We start from the raw sequence: 22,232 nt of genomic DNA on the forward strand, positions 1-22,232 counted from the left end.
CCGCGGTGCTACTGGTCCGCCCACCGCCACTCCCAGACGTTCCAGGGCAGGTAGTACGTCCCCAACCCCACCGGCTTTACGTTCCGCATGGCCTTGGGGAAGGTGGTCAGGTCGAGCCGGAAGTAGAGCGACAGGCTCGGCAGTTCCTCCGCGAAGATCTCCTGCTGCTTCCGCAGCAGCGCTGAGCGCTTCTCCACGTCCAGCTCGGCGATTATCTGATCCCAGATCTGGTCGTTCTCGGCGTGGCGCCAGCCAACGCGGTTGTTGCCCGACCAGTTGTTGGCAAGTGTCGGGATGCCGATGCTGTGAAACCTGTCGTGGGGCACCGACTCCGGCGTGAACAGGCTGGCGTACATCGCCATGTGCGGGAACTGCCGCCGGGTCGTGTAGGTCCCGAAGAATACCGAGGCCGGCCGGTTGCTGATGCGCACGTCAATGCCGACCTGACGGAGCTGCTCCTTTATGATCTGCTGGATCTGCTCGCGGATGGCGTTGCCCGCCGTGGTGGAGATCTCCAACTCAAGGCGCTTCCCGGTGCCGTCGCGCAGGTAGCCGTCCGGGCCGGGCCGGAATCCCGCCTCGGCCAGGAGCGATCGCGCCCTTGCCGGGTCGAGGTCGTACTTCTTCACATTGGGGTTGGCCGCGGGATGCCCGGGCGCCATCCACGAGTTCGCCACGGGCTGCCGGCCGCCGGAGCACGAGACCTCGGCGAGGGCCTTCCGGTCCAGCGCGTAGGCGACCGCCTGCCGCACGCGCTTGTCCTTCAGCCACACGTCATCCAGGTTGAAGTCAATCCGTTCCCAGACCATGGCCTCACGGTAGTTGGCCTTCACCCGGGGCGCCCGCTCTGCAATCTGCTCCATCTGCATGCAGGAGAAGTTGCTGATCTCCGTGGCGTCCACGCCGCCCGAGATCGCGTTGGCCTGCAGCACCGTGCTGTCGAGGATGAACCGCACGGTCAGCTTCTTGATCGCCGGCGCGCCCAGGGGCCACTTCTCGTGGGCCTCGAAGCTCATGTGGCTGCCCGCCACCCACTCGGTCATGCGGTAGGGTCCGTTCGCAACCGGCAGCCGGAAGTACGGCTCGGCCCGCAGGTTGGCTGGGTTGGACAGATAGGGACGCTCAAGCAGATGGCGCGGCAGCGGGTACGGCTGGCCGAACGGCTCGCTGCCGGCGAACGGCCAGAGCTCGTTCCACTGGACCACCATCTCGTAAGGATCGTTGATATTGGTGACCAGGATGTTGTCCACCTTGTTCAAGACGAATCGGGCGGTCGAGGGCGTGCGCGGGTTGCGCAGCATGCCGTAGGTGAACCGCCAGTCCAGCGCGGTGACGGGCTTCCCGTCGTGCCAGGTGAAGCCGCGCTTGAGCTTCCAGATGACGCGCATCTTGTTGTTGGGGAGAACCTGCCAGTCGCCGTCCTTCAGCGTCGGGAGCTTCTCGGCCATTACGGGAACACGCACCCACTTCTCGTTGAAGGGCGCCGCGTACCCGAAGATCACGTTGTGGATGACGCCGGTTGCGGCCATGATCGAGAACGGACCAATGATATCCGGCTCTTGCGCCATACCAATCGTCACAATGTCGCGACGCTGCTGGGCCTGTGCGACCGGCCCCGCGGCGGACAGCGCGATCAGGACACTCAACACGAGAACGCTCACGCGAAGCACAACCCGCTCCATGCTAATCCCCCCTCCCAGCCAGATTACCCCTCAGAGCACACAACCTGCCTGCTTCCCATGCCTACGTCTTCAGCCGCGGGTCGAGCGCGTCGCGCAGCCCGTCCCCGAGGAAGTTGAACGACAAGACCGTGATAAAGATGAACAGCCCTGGGAAGACCGCCAGCCACGACGCCTTCAACAGGTACTCCTGCGCGCGCTGGAGCATGTTGCCCCACGACGGTATCGGCGGCTGGATCCCCAACCCCAGATACGACAGGCCCGACTCCGACAGGATCGCGGTCCCCACCGTCAGCGTCGCAGCCACGATCACCGGCGCAAGCGCGTTTGGAATGAGGTGCCGCAGGATCAGCCGGGCCTCCGAGGCGCCCATCGCACGCCCTGCCTCCACGAAGTCCTGGCTCTTCAGCGACAGGATCTGCCCGCGCACCAGCCGCGCCACGGTGGTCCATCCGAACAGGGTGAAGATCAGCACGATCCTGCCCACCCCTCCGCCCGGGATGAGCGCGGCGAGGATGAGGTAGAGCGGCAGGAGCGGGATCGCGATCAGCATGTCCACCAGCCGCATGAGCACGCTGTCCACCCACCCGCCGTAGAAACCGGCGACCGCGCCCACGAGAGAGCCCACGATCGAGATGGAGACCGCTGTCACGTACCCTACGACGAGAGAGATGCGCCCGGCGTACATGATGCGCGTCAGCACGTCGCGACCCAGTTCGTCGGTCCCGAAGACGTTCCCGGTCAATCCGGGTTGCATCCAGCGCGCATCGAGGCTGATGCGGTCGAAGGGATGGGGTGCGATCCACGGCGCCAGCACCGCCATGAGCGTCAACAGGAGGCAGGCGGTGCCGCCTATCATCGCCAGCCGGTGCTTTAGGAAACGGCGCCAGGCGATCTGCCAGTACGACTGCCCTACGGCGTAACCTGCGGCCTCCGCGCGACGCCGCTCAAGTTCCAGCGCGAGCTGTCGTGGTGTCGAGCTACCCTGCATGCGGCTTCCCCCAGCCCGGCCTAGTCATACCGGATGCGCGGGTCCGCCAGGCCGTACGCTAGATCCGCGAGGAGATTGAAGATGACCGTCATCAGGGCCAGGAAAAGCAGGACGGCCATTGCCACGTTGTAGTCGTGTCCGAGCACCGCCTGAAAGAGCAGCAGCCCCATTCCCGGCCACGAGAAGACGGTTTCGGTCAGCACTGCCCCGTTCAGGATACCGGGGACGGAGAGCGCGATCAGCGTAATGATCGGGATCAGGGCGTTCCGCAGGGCGTGCCTGTTGATTACCACACGCTCGGGGTTCCCCTTGGCGCGCGCGGTGCGCACGTAGTCGTGCCTGACCACCTCGAGCATGCTGCTGCGCATGTAGCGCGTCCACGAGGCCATGCCGCTGGTGGCCAGCACCGACACCGGCAGCACCAGGTGCCACAGGCGGTCCAGGAACATGGGCCACCCAGGTGCGACGCCAGGGGTCATCATGCCGCCTGCTGGAAACCACGGCAGCCACACGGCAAACAGGAGTATGAAGACGATCCCCTGCCAGAACACGGGCATGGCCAGGCCGGCGAACGCTCCGACCGTGACCACATAGTCCGTGGCCGAGTACTGGTGTAGGGCCGAGTACACGCCGGCGGTGACACCAACCGTGAAGGCGACTGCCACGGAGGTGGCCAGGAGCGTTAGGGTGTTGCGCAGCCGATCAACGACGAGCTTCGTGACCGGCGTCCCGTAGGTCCGCGAGTAACCGAGATCCCCCTTGAGCACCGACCGGACCCACTTGAAGTAGCGCACGTACATCGGATCGTCCAGCCCGTAGTACTTCCGGAGCATGGCGACGTCTTCGGGCCGGATGTCGGGGTTGCTGGCCGCCATGAGTTCCACGGGGTCGCCGGGCGTGAGCACGAGCAACGTGAACATCAGGATCGAAAGGCCGATCAGAATGATGACCCCATGGACCAGCCGGCGCGCAAGGAATCGTTGCATTGCTGTCCTCCGAACCAGGGGGGGTGGGTGATCCCCACCCCCCCGATGCCAGACTCCGCGTGCCTAGGTTACTGCTTCCACTCCCAGGTCTGCGAGTTCCAGTTGATGTAGGTCCCCGAGAGCCCGGTGGGCTTCACGTTCGTCAGCTTCTTGTTGGACGTGGTCAGGTGCAGCCGGAAGTAGAGCGGGATCGAAGGCAGCTCCTCGGCCCAGATCTCCTGCTGCTTCCGGAGCAGCGCCACGCGCTTGGTCGCGTCAATCTCGGTCATGTACTGGTCTATGATCTTGTCGGTCTCCGCGTGCCGGAAGCCGGGGTAGTTCTGCCCCTCCCAGTTGTTGGCAGGCGTCGGGACCTGGGTGGAGTGCCAGAAGGTGTTGCCGAGCGTGGTCGGCGACATCAGCCAGGCGTACATGACCAGGTGCGGGAATGTCCGCCGCTGGGTGACCGTACCGAACAGCACGCTGGCCGGCCGGTTGTCAATCCGGAGGTCAATGCCCACCGCCCTGAGCTGCTCCTTCATGATCTGCTGAACCTGCTCTCGGACGGCGTTGCCCGCGGTCGTCATGATCGAGATCTCGAACCGCGCCCCCTTGGAGTCGCGCAGGAAGCCGTCGGGGCCCATGGAGAAACCGGCCTCGGTGAGCAGGGTGCGCGCCCGGGCCGGGTCGTGGGCGTACTTCTTGACGTTCGGGTTGAAGCCCTCGTGCCGCTCCGGCAGCCAGGTGTGCGCAACCGGCTGCTTCCCATAGAAGAGCTTGGTGCTGAACTCCTCGCGATTGATCGCGTGGGCGATCGCCTGCCGCACCCGCTTGTCCTTCAGCCACTCATTCTCCACGTTGACGTCAATGTGTTCCCAGATCATGGCCGGCGTGTAGTGAGCGGTCACAGCGGGGTTGCGGCGCTCGATCTCGATCATCTGGTCAATCGAGAAGTTGTTGATCTCGGTGGCGTCCACCTGGTTGGCGATCACGTTGGCTTGTAAAACAGTGGCGTCCAGGATGAAGCGCCACACCTGCTTCTTGATCTTGGCCGCGCCCTCGGGGAACTTGTCGTAGGCCTCAAGCGTGATGTGGCTGCCCGGCACCCACTCCAACAGCTTGTAAGGGCCGCTGCCGACTGGACTGCGCACCTGCTTGTGGGATTTCAGGCCGGCGGGGTCCCGCAGGTACTCGCGCTCCATCACGTGCCTCGGATAGACAGTGTGCCCGGTGTTGGCGAAGGGGTAGGTCTCGTTCCACTGGACGACCAATGTGTAGGGGTCCTGGGGGTTGGGAACGAGCATGTTCTCGATCTTGCGGAGGACGAACCGGGTAATCGCCGGGCTGCGCGGGTTGCGCAGCATCAGGTAGGTCCAGGATGCGTCCAGCGCGGTGACGGGCTTCCCATCGTGCCAGGTGAAGCCCTTCTTGAACTTGTAGGTCACCTTCATCTTGCCGCCGGGCAGCAGCTGCCAGTCCCCGTCCTTCAACGTCGGGACCTTCTCGACTGTTTGGGAATGCAGCTGCCACTTGTCGTTGTACTTCACCATGTCGGCGAAGACGGAGTTGACGATGGCCATGCCCGCGGCCATGGAGCAGAACGTCATGGCAAGGCAGTCCGGCTCCTGGGCCATGCCAAAAACAACGGTGTCGCGGCTCTGCTGGGCCACAACCGACGGAATCTGGGTCCCCAGCGCCAGCGCCGCAACGATGGCCAGCGCCAGAAGGGAACGCTTGGTATTCGTCATTCTGTTACCTCCTTCTGCAAGGTGTGAGATCTGACGAGCTTCTACCGCCTACTGCTCCGCGTACTATTCCGCCCAGAACCTCACCTCCCCTGCACGGGCCGCCGCCTCAATGCAGTACCCGCAGGATCCAGTCCACGGGGCTGCCCGGCATCGTCGCAGGGTCCCAGGGCTGAGGCCTCCCGCGTACATGGGGGCTGACGCAGATCTCCTCTGGCCGCTGGGGGCTTTGGGGACGTACTACCTTGGCCGGCGCCGGCGCGCTCCTCCCCGGGCCCACCAACCGGGCCTCGAGGAACCGGTCCACGTCCTCCCGGAAGATACGGTATACCTTGCCTATCCGCGCCGCCGGGATCCTGCCCTCGCGCACGTACCGATAGACCGTGAGCCGGTTCAACTGGAGATGGGCCGCCACCTGGGCCACCGTCATCACGGGACCCGGCTCGGTCGTCGCGCGGGTCTTGGGGCGCCTTGTCATAGGTGCATCTCTGCCATTATATACCAGATTGGTCAATTGTATACTACGCCGAATGAGAGCGGCGGGTTCCGGGACGGCCCAGCGGGCCCGGTTCCCGGGGTGCGGTTCAGCGGTTACGGCTCAGCGGAGGGCCAGGGGCCCGGCGTACTCCACGGCAAACTGGCCGTACTCCTGGCCTGCCCGGGCGGTCACAGTGGCCAGGAGCGTCCGACCGCTGAAGAGCCGGATGACTACCTGCCGCACCGGGGGCTCACCGTCCTGCTGGAGGAGGGACAGCACGAGTTGCGCTCCCAGACGCCCCTCCGTGGCCAGGTGCTCCCGGTTGTCCGCGGCCGGACGGCCGGCGCCGTAGTAGCGGGAGGTGACCTCCACGGTGGCCGCCCGCGCGGCTGCGTCGTAGTCCACCCGCCTGACGCCGTCGCTGCCCGAGATGCTTCGGACAGCGCCGGCCACCCGCACTGCCGGGTCCACACGCACGGTCGGGTCAGAGGCGTCCGGGCCCTGCCTGGCCTGCCAGGCCCGGTCCAGGCCGACCAGGAGGGCCGCGACGACCAGGACCCCGACCGCCCACAGCAGGGGCCCGATCAGCGATCGGCGTGTACGGGGCAGCAAGGCTACGAGGCGGTCCTGTGGCGGGGGTCCAGGGCGTCCCGGAGCCCGTCGCCGAACAGGTTGAAGGCCACGACCGCCGCGATGATGAACAGCCCGGGGAAGAGCAGCCAGGGCGACAGGATGAGCGTCGGCAGGTTCGAGGCGGTCGTCAGCAGGTTGCCCCACGAGGCGCACGGCTCCCGGACTCCGAAGCCGAAGAACGACAGCGCCGACTCCCCCAGGATCGCGCCGGGAATGCCCAGCGTCACGACCACGATCACCAGCGACGAGGTCTGGGGCAGAATATGCCGCACTATTATCCGGAAGTCGTCGAGCCCCGCCGCCTTGGCCGCCAGGACGTACTCGCGCTCCTTGAGCGATAGAACCACACCTCGGATGAGCCGCGAGAACCCGGCCCAGCCGATGAAGGACAGGATCAACGTGATCAGGTAGAACCGCGTGGTACACCCCACCGCCGACGGCAGCACGGCGCTGAGCGTCAGCAACAGGTAGAACTCGGGGAAGGCAATGATGATCTCCGACAGGCGCATCATGACATTGTCCGCCCTGCCGCCGTAGTAGCCAGCCAGGCCGCCATAGATCATGCCGATTGGAATGGTGATGGCCGCTGCCATGATGCCGATTGTAAGCGAAATGCGCGAGCCGTAGAGGATGCGGCTGAACTGGTCCCTGCCCGACTGGTCCGTTCCCATCAGGAAGATGCGGCCGGGCTCGTCCACCCCAAAGAAGTGCAGCGTAGAGGGGACAACGCCAAACAACCGGTAGGGCTCTCCGCGCACGAAGGTCCGCACATAGTACCTGCGCGTCTGGTCCACGTCGAACCTGCGCAGCCCTGGGTCGGCCAGCGTCGTCCCGTGGACGAACGGCCTCAGGCTGAATCCCTGTTCATCGCGAAATGTGGGAATGATCGGCGGGTGGAAGAAGCGCTCCCGGTCTGAGAAGTCCAACGTGTACGGCGCCAGGAACTCGGCGAAGACGGCCAGGGTGTAGAGCACGATCAGCACCCCGCCGCCGAACAGTGCCATTCGGTGCTTGCGGAGCTGCCGCCAGGCGAGACGCACCTGCGTGCGCACCTGTCCGTCCGCCGCCGGCTCCGGCAGCGTCGGACGCGTCTGCCGGAACGCGCTCCTTGCGCCCTGAGTCATGCTGTACCCGTACCTCCTAGTCGTACCGTATGCGGGGGTCGCTCACCACGAGCAGCACGTCCGCTATGAGGTTTCCCGCGACCAGCGTCACCGAACCGATCACCAGCGACGCCATCACCACGTAAAGGTCCTTCTGAATCGTCGCCTCCACGATCAGCTTGCCGATTCCGGGCCATCCCATCACGTTCTCCAGGATCGCCGAGCCGCCCAGGAGCCCGCCCAGACTGAACCCGAAGATCGTGATCAGGGGATTGATGGCGTTGCGCACCGCGTGCCTGTTTATGACCGCCCTCTCGGCCAGGCCCTTGCTCCGGGCGGTTCGGACGTAGTCCTGGCGCAGCACCTCCAGCAGGTTCGCCCGCATCTGGCGCATCAGGCCGGCCACGCTCAGCACGCCCAGGACCAGCACCGGCAGCACCATGTGGTGGGCCACATCCAGGATCTTCCCCCACCAGGGCAGGAAGTCGTGGTCAATGCTGGTCATGCCGCCGATTGGGAACCAGCCCGTTCTGAACGCCAGGTAGAGCAGGAACAGCCCAGAGAAGAAGGTCGGGGTCGAGATGCCCAGGTACGCGGAGAACGAGAGCACGTTGTCGGATGCCGAGTACTGCCGCCGGGCAGCGTGTATCCCCAGCGGTATGGCGATTGCCCAGGCAACCGCGAACGACACCGCGTTCAGCAGCACCGAGTTCATCAACCGCGACCCAATGAGCCAGATCACCGGCACCTGGAACGCGAACGAGTAGCCGAAATCCAGTCGGAGCGCGTTCCATAGCCATCTGAGGTACTGGATGTGCAGCGGCTGGTCCAACCCGAAGCTCGTGCGCATCCGGTCCACGGTCTCGGTGCTGACCACCGGGTTCATGCGGGCCTCGGCCAGAAAGTCCCCCGGTGAAAGCTGGATGATGGCGAAAGAGATCAGCGTGATCCCCAGAAGCATTGGGATCAGGTGGAGCAGACGGCGCGCGATGTGCCTGAGCATCGGCATCGGGCAGGAGGGGCCGAAGCCCCTCCTGCCCTGTAGGGCCTACCTGTACGGGGTCCGGTAGTACAGCTCCTCGATGTCCGCGGTGCTGCCGCCCAGGCCGAGCCGGATGTTGCCCAGCGTGTTGCGCACGGCCGGCTGGGTGAGCGTTGTGGCGAAGTAGATCATCGGAACCTGCTCGGCCACGATCTCCTGCCAGCGGTTGTAGAGCTGCTTGCGCTTGTTCTGGTCCACCATCTGGGCGGCCTGGTCGAAGATGCGGTCAATCTCGGTCTCCCAGTCCGTCGCCGGGGACTCCTGGCGCGGGTGCCACATGTGGAGCGAGCCGGTCGAGCGCCACACGTTCTGGCCTGTGTGCGGCTCCAGCCCGCCGGTCAGCCCGATGATGATCGCCTCCCAGTTGAAGGTGCCGGTCAGCTTGCCCACCAGTGTGTTGAACGCCTCGGGAGCGAACGTGACACGCATCCCCAGTTTGGTCAGGTCCTGGCGCACCAGGTTGCCGATCGCTTCGCGGTCGGTGTTCCCGGCGTTGGTGGCCATGGTGAACTCGACGATGTTGCCGGCCGGGTCGCGGAGCAACCCGTCGGAGCCCTTTGAGAACCCTGCCTCACGGAGCAGCGCCTCGGCGCGCGCCACATCGTAGGCGTAGCGGCGCGTGTTCGGGTTGAAGAAGAACTTGTTGGCAGGGCTGACCGGGCTGAACTGTGCGGTCGCCCGTCCCGCGTACACCTGGCGGGCAATGGCGTCACGATCAACCGCGTGGCTGACCGCCTGCCGGAACTTCGCGTTCTGGAACCAGGCCAGCTTGGGGCCGGAGATCCCCTTGGGGTTCTGGTTGAAGACCAGGAACTCGGTGGAGAAGGTGGGCGGTCCGTCGAAGATCGTGAAGTTGCCGGCGGTCTCCTTCTGCTTGAACTCCGCGAACTCGCGCGGCCGCGCGGCATAGAAGTCGGTCTCCTTGGCCTCGAACTTGAGCCGGGCGGCGTCGAGATTCGGTACGACGACGATGACCAGGCGGGCCAAGTAGGGCAGCCGCTGGCCCTTCTTGTCCACCCTGTAGTACTTGGTGTTGCGCAGGAACACGATCCGCTGCCCCGGGACGTACTGCTGCATCACATAGGGTCCCTGGCCGATGATCTCGCGCGGCGGCGTGGCCACGCTCCAGGTGCGGTTGAACTCGGAGGCGCCCTGCTTGAGCGCGCCTTCCAGTTTGTGCTTGGGCAGGACGCTGAAGCCGATCGTTCGTAGGAACGGTCCAAACGGTTGCTCGGTCTTGAACTCAACCGTGAACTGGTCCACCTTCTTGTACTGGATCGGCTTGCCGGCGATCGTCAGCACGTCAGGCAGACTGGACTGCACGCCCTTGGTGAAGGCCGCGTCCAGCGTGAAGACCACGTCGTCGGCCGTCACCGGAGCGCCGTCGTGCCAAGTAACGCCCTTGCGCAGCTTGAACCGCCAGGTGCGCCCGTCCTTGCTCACGGTCCAGGACTCGGCCAGCGCACCCTCGATCTCGGTCGAGATCCGGTTGGTCTCAACCAGCCCATCGAAGGAGTAGCCCAGGGGCACCGTGGACGAGGTTTCCTGAGCCACCACCGCGTTGAACGTCCGCGGGTCGGAGATCGAGGTGGTAACGTAGGTGCCGCCGAACCGCCCGACCTCGCCCTCGGCGACGACGGGGTTCAGGATATCCGGCAGCGTCAGTTTGGGGGGCTGGGCGACCACCGGCGTGGAAACTACAAGCGCGCCGGCGATCGCCATCACCGCCAGTCTGAGAACCATCCCTCTCATGTCACACCTCCTTATCCCGGGCCCCGGGAGAGGGCCGGGCTGGGCCTCCAAACGCCTTGCCTTCCTCACCTCAAGTATAACAGCGCAGTCAGCGGTAACTGTATAACTACGCCGGGCCTGGGGCAACTCCTGCAGCGGGTCACTCGGCGCGCTCTAGAGGGGCGTAGCTCAGCGCCAGGCGCTTAACCGCGCCGGAAAACCGGACGGTCACTATTGCCGCTTCGCCCTCCCCTTCCGTGTCCAGCACCTCGCCGTCGCCGAACTTCGAGTGCCGGACGCGCATCCCCACCTCGAAGTGCGTCAGCGAACGGCGCGCGTCCAGTCGGCTCCTGCCGCTCCCTGGAGCCGCGGCCTGCCCAGGGCCGGGACGTGCCGGCCACTCCACGGTCGGACGGACCGCGCCCGCGGTCAACTCGGGCGGGACCTCCTCCAAGAAGCGCGAAGGCAGCGCCATGTTGGGCGCGCCGAAGGTCGCGCGCGTGCGTGCATGGGTTAGATACAGCCGGTGCTTGGCTCGCGTGAACCCCACATAACAGAGGCGTCGCTCCTCGTCCAGCCCGCCCTCCTCTTCCAGCGCGCGGACGTGCGGGCAGAGGCCCTCCTCCAGCCCGGTGACGAACACGGCAGGGAACTCCAGGCCCTTGGCGCTGTGCAGCGTCATAAGGGTCACACGGTCGAGGTCGTCCCGGTGGGTGTCCACATCGGCTACGAGTGCCAGGTGCTGGAGGAAGGCTGCCAGGCCGGGCTCGCCTGCGGACTCCTCGATCTCGCGCGCGACGGTCACGAGCTCACGCACGTTCTCCAGCCGGCTGAAGGCCTCCTCGGTGCCCTCGGCCTGCAGCATCGCCTGGTAGCCCGTCTGTGCGATAGCGCGGGTGATCACGTCGCCGGCCGGCAGCACGGCAGCGGCCTCGCTCAGGCCGGCAATCAGGCCGGCAAACGCCTCCAGCGTGCGGGCAGCGGCGCGCGGCAGGCCATCGGTGATCTCGGGCCGCCGCATCGCCTCCAGCATCGTGCACCCGGCGGCCCGGGCGCTGCTCGTGAGGCGGGCCAGGGAGACGTCCCCGATGCCCCTGCGCGGCGTGGCAAGTGCGCGCCGCAGATTGACCTCGTCACCGGGTGCCACGGCCAGGCGCAAGTAGGCCAGGATGTCCTTGATCTCCTTGCGCTCGTAGAAGCGCACGCCGCCCACGACCTGGTAGGGAATACCGGCCTTGAGGCACTCCTCCTCCAGGAGCCGGGACTGGGCGTTGGTCCTGTAGAGCACCGCGATCTCCCGCAGTCGCACACCATCTGCGGCCAGGGCGCGGACCTGCTCGGACACGAACCTTGCCTCGTCGCTGCCGTCCAGCGCGTCGTAGACCTGTACCGGCAGGCCCTCCTGGTTGCCGGTCCATAACTCCTTGGCATGCCGGTGAGGGTTGTGCCGGATCACCGCGTGCGCCGCGGCCAGGATCGTCTTAGTCGAGCGGTAGTTCTGGGTCAGCGCCACGACCTTCGCGTCCGGGTAGTCGCTCTCGAACTCCAGGATGTTGCGGACGTCCGCGCCGCGCCAGCGGTAGATCGAGTTGTGCACCAGCACGCCGTTGGCCACGAATGTCCTCAGGTCGGGCACATCCAGATCGAAAACGGGCCCTTCGTAGTGCCCCATGGTCCGGGTCGTCACCTCGTCCTCCACCACACGCCCGCCATGCACGACCGCCAGCCGCATGCCCGGATGGAGGTGCCCGAGTGGCAGGACGAGGTGGACAGGCCGTGATCGCGATGCCGCCTGCCCGGTCGCTGCCGATCCGCCCGCAACACGGGCGCGCAGCACCGGCTCCCCTTCCACCGTCGCCGCGAGGTCCCGAGCCATACGCCACCCGGCGTCGTAGTCACGGCAAATCTCCGCGCCCGACGTCACCAGTTGAATGCGGTGATCGTGCCAGGGGCGCTGCTGGTAGGTGCGACCGTCGCCAAACATCGTGAAGTGCACGAGCCGCCGGGTCGTCTGGCCCCTGATCACGGCCCCAGAACGATGGTGGGGATATTCGGGGAACATCTCCAGGTCCGACAGCAACCGGTGCGCGCGATCCTCGGTCTCGATCTCTCGAAAGATGCGATCCACGTGGGGCTGTCCGATCTGCATCCGCCGGCCGCGGACCTGAAAGACGGTCGTGGGGATCCCGTACCTGAACGCGTAGAGCTGCTCGATGTAGGCTGCCTCCGCCTCATCGTGGGACGCGGCCAGCACCCAAAGGCGCTCTGCGACCTCACCGTTCAGTCTCAGCGCGAGACCACTGTCCACCCCGCCCGGTGTCCTGCTGCGTACGCCGCGGGTGCGTCCGATTCTGTATCCCACGCCACGCCGGTGCATGAGATAGACATAGTGGAGGTCTGGATGAGGAACAAGCCTGGCAAAGACGAGATGGTTGGGCGTCGCGGCCAGCCTCAACCCGCCCGCCGTTTCCACGGTCACGACGGGCCCGCGATATTCACGCCGCAGCGGTGCGGCGGTGCGCGCCGGGGCCAGGCGGCCGGATCCGCAGGCCGCCTGAATGATTGAGCCTTCCTCGATGGACTCGATGGACGTCGCACCTGGAGTGGGCGTTGCACCTGGCGGAGAGGCCTGCCCGGAGCTTGCCATCGCGATCAGCGTGCCCGCAGGCAGGCACTGGTCGTCGTCTCCCACCACGGTCACGTTCCGATGCCCGCCCGCCAGCGCGCGCACAAGCAGGTACTGCGCGTGGTTGGTGTCCTGGTACTCGTCCACCAGCACGTGCTCGAAGCGATCCTGGTACCTGCGGAGCACGTCCGGATGCTCATCGAACAGCCGCAGCACCTCGCACATCAGGTCGTCGAAGTCCAGCGCGCCCTGGGCGCGCAGCTCTGCCTGGTACGCCTGCCAGACCCTGGCCGTCGCCTCCTCCATGAACGTTGAGGCGCGGGCGGCGTACCGGGCCACATCCAGCACCTCATCCTTGGCCCGCCCGATCATCGCGTGAATCGCGGCCGGCGGGTACCGCCGCTCGTCGAGCCCCAGCGCGGCCATGCAGTCGCGGATCACCCGGCGCTGGTCGTCCTCGTCGTAGATCGCGAACTGCGCAGGGACGCCGATCGCCTCGCAGTCGGCCCTGAGGATGCGGCTGCAGGTGGCGTGGAAGGTGCCGACCCAGATCGGGCGGGCGACCGGTCCGCCCAGCAGCGCGTCAATCCGCTCGCGCATCTCGCGCGCGGCCTTGTTGGTGAAGGTGACCGCCAGGATGCGTCCGGGAGCGATGCCTCGCTCACGGATCAGGTAGGCGATCCGGTGCGCTAGGACCCGGGTCTTGCCCGAGCCGGCACCGGCCAGCACGAGCAGCGGCCCGCCTGGATGGATAACCGCATCGCGCTGCGGAGGGTTCAGGGAGGAAAGCAGGTCCATGGTCTGCCGTCCACTATATCGGGAGGGCGGCGGCGGCGCAAACAGGGCTTGGGCCCTATGGGATCAGGTCAGTCAATCTCTGCGAACACGGTTTGAAGGGGAAGCGCGAGGTCGGGGAGCGGCAGTGCGCCCTGCAGCACCTCGTCCCGCGCGAATCGCATCACGTCGGCGTGCGCGTGAACTGTCACCGTCCGCGCGTCTGGATCGACGACCCACACCCCATGGGCGCCGGCCCGCAGGTAATCAGCTACCTTCGCCGCGACCTCGGAGGGTCGATCGTCAGGCGAGAGCACCTCGACCGCGAGATCGGGTGGACCAGGGAAGAACTTCGCGGGGAGCGGTGAGGGCACGCGTCGTTTCAGCACGACCGCGAGGTCCGGCGCCCGAACGGTCGGGGGCTCCTTGATTAGGATGAAACCGGCGTCGGACACGACGATGCCCAGACCACGGGCCGCCACATGCTCGCGGAGCCGCTGGCCCAGGCTCAGAACCAGCACCCCGTGGCGAACCCCCGGTGGGACCAGTTCGATCACCTGCCCTCCGATGAGCTCCGCCTTGGGCAACCGGTGGGCCAGGTGCCAGAACTCCTCAACGGAGACTGGGGTCCGAGTTTCAGGCGCCATGACGCAAGTATAACACCCTCCAGGTCCACCCCACATATTCATTCGGCAGCGGATTCCGTTCTTTCAGGGGGTCAGGCCGAACCGTGCGAGTAGAACGTCGGGGGCTCCTATTCCCACTCTATCGTAGCCGGGGGCTTGCTTGTGATGTCGTAGACAACCCGCGTGACGCCGGGCACCTCTCGGGTGATGCGGCTGGCCACCGCCTCGAGCACCTCTTCAGGCAGGCGCGCCCAGTCGGCGGTCATGCCGTCCTCGCTGGTCACCGCGCGCACGACGATCACCTGGCCGTAGGTGCGGGCATCGCCCATCACGCCCACGGTGCGCACCGGTAGCAGCACCCCGAACGCCTGCCAGATCTCCAGGGCAAGTCCGGCCTCCCGCAGCTCCTCCAGGATGATGGCGTCGGCTGAGCGCAGCGGCTCGAGTCGCTCGGCCGTGACCTCGCCCATGATCCGGATTGCCAGCCCCGGCCCGGGAAAAGGATGGCGCACGATCATGCGATCGGGCAGCCCGAGCTGCCTGGCGACCTCGCGCACCTCATCCTTGAACAGATCGCGGAACGGCTCCACCAGCCGCAGCCGCATCCGCTCGGGCAGGCCGCCGACGTTGTGGTGGGTCTTGATGCGGGCCGCGGTCCGGGTGCCGCTCTCGATCACGTCAGGGTAGAGCGTGCCCTGCACCAGGTACTCGATCGCGCCCAGACGCTGGGCCTCTTCCTCGAAGACGCGGACGAACTCCTCACCGATCGTGCGCCGTTTCTGCTCCGGGTCGGTCACCCCGGCCAGGTGGGCCAGGAACCGCGCCCGTGCGTCCACGTGGATCAACGGCACCTGGAAGGCATCGCGGAAGGTCTTGACCACCTGCTCCGGCTCGCCTTTCCGGAGCAGGCCGTGATCAACGAAGATGCAGGTGAGCTGGTCTCCGATGGCGCGGTGCACGAGAGCCGCCGCGGTGGCCGAATCCACGCCGCCTGAGAGCGCGCAGAGCGCCCTGCCCCTGCCCACCTGCTCCTGAATCAAAGTTACGCTGCGGTCTATGAACGACACCATCGTCCACGACGGATCGCAACCGCAGATCCCGTAGAGGAAGTTGCGCAGCACCTCGATCCCCCACGGCGTGTGGGAGACCTCGGGGTGGAACTGCAGGCCGTAGAGACGTCGTGAGCGGTCGGCCATCGCGGCCACCGGGCTGCTGTCGGTGTGGGCGAGCGCCGCAAACCCAGGCGGCAACTCGGCCACCGAGTCGCCGTGGCTCATCCAGCAGATGAGGCGGGGCTCCAGGCCGGCGAAAAGATCGCTGCCGTCGTCCACGAACAGGCGCGTGCGGCCGTACTCCCGCTGCTCGACCGCGGCGGTACGGCCGCCCAGCAGGTGCGCCATCAGCTGCATGCCGTAGCAGATCCCCAGCACCGGCACGCCCGCATCGAACAGCGCCGGATCCACCAGGAGCGCCCCTGGCTCGCACACGCTCGCCGGACCGCCGGAGAGGACGATCCCCTGCGGACGAAGGGCCAGTATCTGCTGCAGCGGTGTATCGTAGGGCAGGATGAGACTGTAGACCCGGCTTTCTCGGATGCGCCGGGCAATCAGTTGGGCGTACTGCGCGCCAAAGTCGAGAACGATCACCGGGCGAGGCACGGCGCCCGGCTGCGTGGGGAGCATGAGCTGCGGCTGCGCGGGCGTCAGCGTCCCTGCCCCACTTTCTGGCTGAACTGCGCGGCCTTGCCCTCGGTGCCAAGCGCCGGGGCGAGGACGACCTCGGCCGCGTGCATCTCGCGGATCGTCGCGGCCCCGCACAGCCCCATCGCGGTGCGCAGCGCCTCGATCAGGTTGTGCGATCCGTCGTCCACCCGAGCAGGGCCCAGCAGGATCTGCCGGAGCGCGCCCGTTGTGCCCACGCGGATTCGCGTACCGCGGGGGAGCGCGGCGTGCGGCGTGGCCATCCCCCAGTGGAAGCCGCGGCCCGGGGCCTCTTCGGCCCTCGCCAGCGCCGAGCCCAGCATGACCGCGTCGGCCCCGCACGCGATCGCCTTTGCCACGTCCCCGCCCACCGCTATGCCTCCGTCGGCCACCACCGGCACGTAGATCCCGGTCCGGCGCAGGTGGTCGTCGCGCGCGGCGGCCACATCGCAGATCGCCGTTGCCTGCGGCACACCGATGCCGAGTACCCTGCGGCTGGTGCAAGCCGCGCCCGGCCCGACCCCCACGAACAGCGCTGCGGCGCCGGCCTCCAGCAGGCCTGCCGCCGCCTCGTACCCGACGCAGTTGCCCGCCATCACCGGGACCCGTGCGCGGGCCGTGAGCGAGCGCAGCGATACCGCTCTGCCGCGCGAAGAGCGGTGTTCCTCGGTTACAACGGTGGACTGCACGAGCAACAGGTCGGCGCCGGCCTCCTCGGCCAGCGGCGCCAGGCGTCCGGCGGCGGCAGGCGTCATCGAGACCGCGCACGCGGCGCCTGCATCCTTGATGGCGCGGATGCGCGCGGCCACAAGCGCATCGTCAATGGGCGCGCGGTACAGCCGTTGGAGCAGGCCGACCACCTCGTCCGGCGCCGCGGCCGCGATCGCGTCCAGCGGTTCGGCGGGGTCGGCGTACCGCGTCTGCAGGCCTTCAAGGTTGAGCACGGCCAGGCCGCCCAGGTCCGCGATGATGCCTGCGGTGCGCACGTCCACCACGCTGTCCATTGCGGACGCCACGACAGGGAGCCGGAACGCGTGTCCGCCCACCTGCCAGGAGCAGTCCACATCCTCGGGATCCAGTGTCGAGGCCGCCGGCACCAGGGCGATATCGTCGAGACTGAAGGTGCGCCGAACCTTCCGGCCATGCCCCAGCCACTCGCCAGGTGCTTCCGGCCCGCTGACCCGGGCGGCACCGCGCGTCGGGGTCTGGACGATCATGGCTCTCGCCTCCTGTGGCTAGATGCCGTAGAGTTCTGGCTTGAGGACGCCTATGAAGGGCAGGTTCCTGTAGCGGCCCGAGTAGTCGAGTCCGTATCCGATCACGAACTTGTCGGGGATCTCGAACCCGCGGAAGTCAATCGGCACCTCGCGCCGGCGGCGGGGCCGCTTGTCCAGCAGCGCGCACACCCGCAGCGATGCCGGGTACCTGGCCTTGAGCGTCTCGAGCAGGTAGTCCATGGTCAGGCCGGTGTCAATGATGTCATCGACCACCAGCACGTGCCGACCCTCGATGCTCTGATTCAGGTCCTTGAGGATGCGGACGATGCCGCTGCTCTCGGTGGAGTCCCCGTAGGAGGCCGTGGCCATGAAGTCCACGTGGCAGGGGATCGTGATCGCCTTCAGCAGGTCCGCGAGAAAAACGAAGGCACCCGTCAGGATGCCTACTAGCAGGGGTTCTTTGGTGTCGTACTCAGTGCTGATGCGCCGTCCGAGTTCCCGGATTCGATCCTGCAGGACCTCCTCCGGGATGAGGATTTCGTCGACGTCGTCTGCCAGGCCCAACGGCGGTCCTCTCCTTGCGTGCGGATTTGAGTCATTATAAGCCGGCCCTAAACAGGGCGTCAATCGGGGGTTCGGGCGGGGCAGTGGATCAGTCTGGCCGTCCGCTGTCTAGCGCATCCGGATCTGCTCGATAACTGGAGCATCGATCCGTGTACGGTCGTCGGCTTCGGTCCACACTTCCCGGTGAACACTAGCGGGGTCACCATGGTAGAGATGGACCAGTATGCCCTCAATCTTGGCGACCTTGAGAGCTGGGATGAAATCGCTGTCCCCGGTTAGAATCGCAGCGCGGTCAATACGCTGCTTGGCTGCGAGAAGGACCATATCCACGCCTAGCATGATATCAACCCGCTTCTGCTCAAAGATCTGCTTCCCATCGGTCGCGTCTATGCCGCGGTATTCCAGCTTTCCCAGTCGGATTTCAAACCGCGGCAGACGGGAAAGGGCGTCCATGAACCTTCTCGCCCTTGCATACCTCTCGCTTTCTTCTTGGGTCGGGGGGTTACCCTGGTAAGGCATACAGTTGTAATAGTAGGCCCGCAGAAGCGCGTTTCCGCCCGCCATGAACTCGACCAGCCTCCCAAAGTCGATCCTGGCCAAGCCGAATTCGTCCCGAAGGACGGCGGACCAATACCCTCCGTCAATGAATACGGCTGTCTGGCGTGTTGGCACGGCGCAACCCCCCTAAACAACGGCACAGAAGCAGGAAGAGGAGGCCCCCTTCGGGGTCTCCTCATCTTTCCCGCCGTGCCTGTGGGACGGCGGGGAGCATATAGACTCTTCGCCCATCTATGTTACCCTCCACTCGGCATTTGTCAACAAACAGACGTTCGACTGTCAGGAGGGGTTGGCGCGGCTGCCCGGCTTGCGCACGGGCACGCCCTCCCGGCACTGAGGGCACCGGTCAGGAGCAAACGTCGGCAGGTCGAGGGTGACGAGCGCTTCCAGAGGGGCCTCCAGGTCCATGCGGCCGCCGGTCCGGTCCACCAGCGCGCCGAAGCCCACCACCTCGCCGCCGGCTGCCCCCACCAGGGAAGCCACCTCCGCGGCCGACCCTCCGGTCGTGATAACGTCCTCCACCACCAGGACCCGCTCGCCCTCGGCGATCGCGAAGCCGCGCCGCAGCGCCATCTGTCCGCCGTCCCTCTCTGCGAAGATCGCGCGCACGCCCAGTGCCCGCGCGACCTCGTGCGCAACCACCACCGCGCCCAAGGCCGGCCCGATTACCACATGCGGCCGCAGCGGCCGCAGGCGTTCGGCCAGCGCCGCACCCAAGGCCTGCGCCTCCTCTGGGTACTGGAGGATCAGTGCCGACTGCACGTAGATGGGACTGTGCAGACCGGAAGAGAGCAGGAAGTGACCGTCCGCCACCGCGCCGCGCCGGCGAAACAGGGCGAGCCAGGCCTCGCCCGTCATGCCCCAACACCTGGAGGCGGCCCGGCATCCAACATTCGCGCTGCAGGCGTCCGGCGCAGGGCAGCGGCCATCTCCTCGGCCACCGCCTGCGCGGCCCACGCCGGATCGGCCGCGGCCGTGATGGGACGGCCAACCACCAGGTAGTCGGCGCCGGCCCGCACCGCCTGCCCAGGCGTCGCCACGCGCGCCTGGTCGTGGACCGCTGCCCCAGAAGGCCGGATCGCCGGTGTCAGCACGCGGAAGGCGAGACCGCAGGCGGCCTTGATCCGCGCGCACTCCCGCGCCGACGCCACAACGCCCGCGAGGCCGGCTGCTTGGGCCCCAGCTGCGGCGCGCAATACGCTGGCGCCCACCCGGCCGGCGTCACTGGTCAGGCGCGTGACCCCGAGCACGCCGGTCGCACCGCCGGATCGCCGTGCGGCGTCTGCCGCGGCCTCCATCGCCGCTGGCCCGGCCGCGCAGTGTACGGTCAACAGCGCAACGCCGAGTTCCGCCGCGGCCGCGACGGAGCCGGCGACCGTGTGCGGGATGTCGTGGAACTTGAGGTCGAGGAAGACCTGCCCGCCGGCGGCGCGCACGGCACGCACCGCCTCGGGCCCGGCGGCGGTGAAGAGCACGGATCCTATCTTGAACCAGGGCGTCACCGGCAGCACGCGGTGGACCAGGGCTGCGGCGGCCTCCAGCGTCGGGAGGTCCAGGGCGACGACGAGGGCTGGGGTTCTGGCCAACGGCTCTAGACCGGGACCTTCACCCGGTACTCTCGGACCTCCGCGATCGGGAGGCCGAGCGCCCGGCGCGCGGCAATCCATTCTGCGATGGCATCCTTCACGTTCTCGAGGGCTTCCTGCTCTGTCATGCCTTCCGAGATCACTCCGCGCAACGCAGGAACTCGAACAACGTAGACGCCGCTGGAAGCGTCGTAGTCCATGATCGCGGTAAACTCGGTCTCCACGCCCTACTTCCCTCCCAGCAGAGCAGCCAGTTCCTCCACACCGCCCGGCAGAGCCATCCGGTCCCGAATGAATTCCAGCTCTGCTCTCCACGCGCAACGGTCGTTCAGCGCCTTGCTGGGTCGGCCCTTCGCGCTTTCGTTGCGTCCTTCCGCGCGCTCCCTCTGCATTGGTCCTCACGCCTCTCCTTCAAAGAGGTGTCCTCCAACAAGAGGAGGGACGTCATCCATGCCTTCCAGCGCCCTGGTGAGATCAGTCACCCGCTCGACGCCGTGCTCCGTCAGGTACGCCCGCAGCCCCTCTGTGATCTCCTCGGCCGTGCGCGGGTTGTCGATCAACGCCGAGGCCACTGCCACGGCGTGCGCGCCGCAGAGCAGGAATTCGACCGCGTCCTCCCAGGTGGCGATCCCGCCCATGCCGATGATCGGAAGGCGCACGGAACGCGCGACCTCCCACACCATGCGCAGCGCCACGGGCTTGATCGCCGGCCCGGAGAGCCCGCCTGCTCCGGCGCCCAGGCGCGGTCGGCGCGTCCGTGCGTCCACGGCAAGAGCACTCAGGGTGTTGATCAGCGACAGGCCGTCCGCCCCGCCGTCGGCGGCCGCCGTGGCCATAGCAGCGATGTCGGTCACGTTGGGGCTGAGCTTGACGAACAGTGGGAGCGCCGTGCGCGCGCGCACGGCGCCGACAAGCGCCTGCGTGCGGCCGGGATCGGTGCCGAAGTGCAGCCCGTCGGTGACGTTCGGGCAGGAGACGTTGATCTCGATCGCGGCAACCCCGTCCTCGCCGCTCAGCAGCTCGGCCAGGGCCGCGTACTCGTCGGCGCTGCCTCCGGCGATGCTCACGATGATCGGACGCCCCAGCGTGCGCAGGAAGGGCATCTCCCGGGCGATGAACCCGGCGACGCCGGGGTTGCGCAGGCCGATGGCGTTCAACCATCCGCTGAGCACCTGGATGGTGTCCGGCCCCGGATGGCCCTCCCGGGGCTCCATTGTTACGGACTTGGTGACGATGCCGCCGAACGCGCGTAGGTCGTATGCAGCCTGCACCTGCCGGCCGAACTCCAGCGGCCCGGGCGCGGCGAGAACCGGGCAGGGAAAGGTGATGCCGGCGAGGGTGACGGCCAGCGACTGTTCGGCGGCCACGCTACCTGGGCGTCCGGCCAGCAGGAATCAACTCGAACCCGGCCGTGAGGAAACGCCAGTCGAAGCCAAACGCATGCTTGATGCCTCTACGCTTCATCGTAACAAGACTGACCGCGTCGGTGTACGAGAACTCTTGGTCCCGGTACTGCCGCAGCAGCGACCGGGCGTCGCCTTCCAGCTCTGCATCGGCATACACGAGAGCCAATCGAGGTGTGGCCTGCAGCCGGTCCAGCAAAGCCCAGGCCGGAGCAAACCCCACTTCCCTCCGAAGAAAGGTGTAGCTCTCAGCGATGACGAGGTTCGTGACCACCACTTGGTGGAAACGGCGCAGTATCCCGGGCCACGCCGCCGATGCGTGCGCGTGGTGACTATCGGCGAGCGATAGGAGGGCGATCCACCCCCCGGTGTCCACGAAGATCCTAGCGGCGGCGGCCACGCGGGCTGTGTGCCTGGACAAGGTAGGCATCGTGGCGCTCGGCTCCGTCGCGCGGCCCGCCGGGTGCGGCCAACTCCGGCAACTCCATCAGCGGATCGGCGTCGGGAGGCAGGGCCTCCTCAATCACCCGGTCGGCTCCTTCCCGCAGGAGACAGGCAAGAGAGACGTCGCGGCGGCGCGCAATCTCCCGCAGGACGCGGTGTTGGCGGTCCTCCAGGTAGATCTGAATGGGCCTCTTCTTGATGGCCATTTCTATCACCATACCAGATATACATCGTATTCCCTAACATCGTCAAGAGCGATACATAGAACGAGACTGTCAAGCCCAGGGTTGCGCTTCTCTTGGCTGGTTGTTGTCGGTTCGACTCCCGTTAGCCTCCTGCTGACGAGGCCGTGTCCTCTGTGGCCACT

Annotated in this window: 21 protein-coding genes; all 21 read right to left on the bottom strand. The window is 66.8% G+C overall.

Annotated features, from left to right (window positions below; all coding sequences use genetic code 11):
- Positions 1-8 precede the first annotated feature (8 nt).
- On the bottom strand, positions 9-1,682 hold the full coding sequence (locus FJX73_02435; GenBank protein MBM3469634.1) for a peptide ABC transporter substrate-binding protein: 1,674 nt from the start codon (positions 1,680-1,682) through the stop codon (positions 9-11).
- Between the two features lie 61 nt (positions 1,683-1,743).
- Positions 1,744-2,670: an ABC transporter permease gene (locus FJX73_02440; GenBank protein MBM3469635.1), complete on the bottom strand. Its 927-nt coding sequence runs from the start codon at positions 2,668-2,670 to the stop codon at positions 1,744-1,746.
- 20 nt (positions 2,671-2,690) lie between these two features.
- Positions 2,691-3,656 carry an ABC transporter permease gene (locus FJX73_02445; protein MBM3469636.1) on the bottom strand — a complete coding sequence of 322 codons (966 nt, stop codon included), beginning with the start codon at positions 3,654-3,656 and terminating at the stop codon, positions 2,691-2,693.
- 68 nt (positions 3,657-3,724) lie between these two features.
- Positions 3,725-5,383, bottom strand: coding sequence for a peptide ABC transporter substrate-binding protein (locus FJX73_02450; protein ID MBM3469637.1), 1,659 nt, complete (start codon positions 5,381-5,383; stop codon positions 3,725-3,727).
- Positions 5,384-5,489: 106 nt separating this feature from the next.
- Positions 5,490-5,858 (bottom strand): helix-turn-helix domain-containing protein, encoded by a 369-nt coding sequence (locus FJX73_02455; protein ID MBM3469638.1) that lies wholly within the window; start codon positions 5,856-5,858, stop codon positions 5,490-5,492.
- A 120-nt stretch (positions 5,859-5,978) separates the two neighbouring features.
- The gene (locus FJX73_02460; GenBank protein MBM3469639.1) at positions 5,979-6,470 is read right to left on the bottom strand and encodes a hypothetical protein; all 492 of its coding nucleotides are present in this window, start codon (positions 6,468-6,470) and stop codon (positions 5,979-5,981) included.
- A gap of 2 nt (positions 6,471-6,472) precedes the next feature.
- The gene (locus FJX73_02465) at positions 6,473-7,615 is read right to left on the bottom strand and encodes an ABC transporter permease (GenBank protein MBM3469640.1); all 1,143 of its coding nucleotides are present in this window, start codon (positions 7,613-7,615) and stop codon (positions 6,473-6,475) included.
- A 16-nt stretch (positions 7,616-7,631) separates the two neighbouring features.
- Positions 7,632-8,597 (bottom strand): ABC transporter permease, encoded by a 966-nt coding sequence (locus FJX73_02470; GenBank protein MBM3469641.1) that lies wholly within the window; start codon positions 8,595-8,597, stop codon positions 7,632-7,634.
- Between the two features lie 45 nt (positions 8,598-8,642).
- Positions 8,643-10,388, bottom strand: a complete 1,746-nt coding sequence (locus FJX73_02475) for an ABC transporter substrate-binding protein (protein ID MBM3469642.1) — start codon at positions 10,386-10,388, stop codon at positions 8,643-8,645.
- Between the two features lie 139 nt (positions 10,389-10,527).
- Complete coding sequence (locus FJX73_02480) at positions 10,528-13,791, bottom strand: ATP-dependent DNA helicase PcrA (GenBank protein ID MBM3469643.1); 3,264 nt, start codon at positions 13,789-13,791, stop codon at positions 10,528-10,530.
- Positions 13,792-13,859: 68 nt separating this feature from the next.
- Positions 13,860-14,456: a Uma2 family endonuclease gene (locus FJX73_02485; protein MBM3469644.1), complete on the bottom strand. Its 597-nt coding sequence runs from the start codon at positions 14,454-14,456 to the stop codon at positions 13,860-13,862.
- Between the two features lie 65 nt (positions 14,457-14,521).
- Positions 14,522-16,075: a glutamine-hydrolyzing GMP synthase gene (guaA, locus tag FJX73_02490; protein MBM3469645.1), complete on the bottom strand. Its 1,554-nt coding sequence runs from the start codon at positions 16,073-16,075 to the stop codon at positions 14,522-14,524.
- 20 nt (positions 16,076-16,095) lie between these two features.
- Positions 16,096-17,310 (bottom strand): GuaB3 family IMP dehydrogenase-related protein, encoded by a 1,215-nt coding sequence (locus tag FJX73_02495; GenBank protein MBM3469646.1) that lies wholly within the window; start codon positions 17,308-17,310, stop codon positions 16,096-16,098.
- 18 nt (positions 17,311-17,328) lie between these two features.
- A complete protein-coding gene (gene hpt, locus FJX73_02500) occupies positions 17,329-17,868 on the bottom strand; it encodes a hypoxanthine phosphoribosyltransferase (GenBank protein ID MBM3469647.1) in 540 nt (179 codons plus the stop codon).
- 114 nt (positions 17,869-17,982) lie between these two features.
- A complete protein-coding gene (locus FJX73_02505) occupies positions 17,983-18,546 on the bottom strand; it encodes an NYN domain-containing protein (protein MBM3469648.1) in 564 nt (187 codons plus the stop codon).
- A gap of 165 nt (positions 18,547-18,711) precedes the next feature.
- Positions 18,712-19,290, bottom strand: coding sequence for an orotate phosphoribosyltransferase (locus FJX73_02510; GenBank protein MBM3469649.1), 579 nt, complete (start codon positions 19,288-19,290; stop codon positions 18,712-18,714).
- A complete protein-coding gene (gene pyrF / locus FJX73_02515) occupies positions 19,287-20,099 on the bottom strand; it encodes an orotidine-5'-phosphate decarboxylase (GenBank protein MBM3469650.1) in 813 nt (270 codons plus the stop codon). Before pyrF ends, FJX73_02510 begins: the two co-directional genes overlap by 4 nt.
- Positions 20,024-20,218, bottom strand: coding sequence for a type II toxin-antitoxin system HicB family antitoxin (locus FJX73_02520; GenBank protein MBM3469651.1), 195 nt, complete (start codon positions 20,216-20,218; stop codon positions 20,024-20,026). Before FJX73_02520 ends, pyrF begins: the two co-directional genes overlap by 76 nt.
- A 198-nt stretch (positions 20,219-20,416) precedes the next feature.
- Complete coding sequence (locus FJX73_02525; GenBank protein MBM3469652.1) at positions 20,417-21,385, bottom strand: dihydroorotate dehydrogenase; 969 nt, start codon at positions 21,383-21,385, stop codon at positions 20,417-20,419.
- Between the two features lies 1 nt (position 21,386).
- Complete coding sequence (locus tag FJX73_02530; protein ID MBM3469653.1) at positions 21,387-21,851, bottom strand: type II toxin-antitoxin system VapC family toxin; 465 nt, start codon at positions 21,849-21,851, stop codon at positions 21,387-21,389.
- On the bottom strand, positions 21,805-22,071 hold the full coding sequence (locus FJX73_02535; protein MBM3469654.1) for a hypothetical protein: 267 nt from the start codon (positions 22,069-22,071) through the stop codon (positions 21,805-21,807). Before FJX73_02535 ends, FJX73_02530 begins: the two co-directional genes overlap by 47 nt.
- Positions 22,072-22,232 lie beyond the last annotated feature (161 nt).

This window comes from Armatimonadota bacterium (assembly GCA_016869025.1).
GTDB lineage: Bacteria > Sysuimicrobiota > Sysuimicrobiia > Sysuimicrobiales > Humicultoraceae > VGFA01.

What these genes read in the sequence shown, in the direction of transcription:
- FJX73_02475 (MBM3469642.1), bottom strand. Translation starts at nt 10,388, where the DNA reads ATGAGAGGGATGGTTCTCAGACTGGCGGTGATGGCGATCGCCGGCGCG.
- FJX73_02435 (MBM3469634.1), bottom strand. Translation starts at nt 1,682, where the DNA reads ATGGAGCGGGTTGTGCTTCGCGTGAGCGTTCTCGTGTTGAGTGTCCTG.
- FJX73_02445 (MBM3469636.1), bottom strand. Translation starts at nt 3,656, where the DNA reads ATGCAACGATTCCTTGCGCGCCGGCTGGTCCATGGGGTCATCATTCTG.
- pyrF (MBM3469650.1), bottom strand. Translation starts at nt 20,099, where the DNA reads ATGGATTGCCGCGCGCCGGGCGCTCGGCCTCCCGATCGCGGAGGTCCG.
- guaA (MBM3469645.1), bottom strand. Translation starts at nt 16,075, where the DNA reads ATGCTCCCCACGCAGCCGGGCGCCGTGCCTCGCCCGGTGATCGTTCTC.
- FJX73_02450 (MBM3469637.1), bottom strand. Translation starts at nt 5,383, where the DNA reads ATGACGAATACCAAGCGTTCCCTTCTGGCGCTGGCCATCGTTGCGGCG.
- FJX73_02465 (MBM3469640.1), bottom strand. Translation starts at nt 7,615, where the DNA reads ATGACTCAGGGCGCAAGGAGCGCGTTCCGGCAGACGCGTCCGACGCTG.
- FJX73_02535 (MBM3469654.1), bottom strand. Translation starts at nt 22,071, where the DNA reads ATGGCCATCAAGAAGAGGCCCATTCAGATCTACCTGGAGGACCGCCAA.
- FJX73_02530 (MBM3469653.1), bottom strand. Translation starts at nt 21,851, where the DNA reads ATGCCTACCTTGTCCAGGCACACAGCCCGCGTGGCCGCCGCCGCTAGG.
- FJX73_02520 (MBM3469651.1), bottom strand. Translation starts at nt 20,218, where the DNA reads ATGGACTACGACGCTTCCAGCGGCGTCTACGTTGTTCGAGTTCCTGCG.
- FJX73_02455 (MBM3469638.1), bottom strand. Translation starts at nt 5,858, where the DNA reads ATGACAAGGCGCCCCAAGACCCGCGCGACGACCGAGCCGGGTCCCGTG.
- FJX73_02495 (MBM3469646.1), bottom strand. Translation starts at nt 17,310, where the DNA reads ATGATCGTCCAGACCCCGACGCGCGGTGCCGCCCGGGTCAGCGGGCCG.
- FJX73_02480 (MBM3469643.1), bottom strand. Translation starts at nt 13,791, where the DNA reads ATGGACCTGCTTTCCTCCCTGAACCCTCCGCAGCGCGATGCGGTTATC.
- FJX73_02485 (MBM3469644.1), bottom strand. Translation starts at nt 14,456, where the DNA reads ATGAATATGTGGGGTGGACCTGGAGGGTGTTATACTTGCGTCATGGCG.
- FJX73_02440 (MBM3469635.1), bottom strand. Translation starts at nt 2,670, where the DNA reads ATGCAGGGTAGCTCGACACCACGACAGCTCGCGCTGGAACTTGAGCGG.
- FJX73_02510 (MBM3469649.1), bottom strand. Translation starts at nt 19,290, where the DNA reads ATGACGGGCGAGGCCTGGCTCGCCCTGTTTCGCCGGCGCGGCGCGGTG.
- FJX73_02470 (MBM3469641.1), bottom strand. Translation starts at nt 8,597, where the DNA reads ATGCTCAGGCACATCGCGCGCCGTCTGCTCCACCTGATCCCAATGCTT.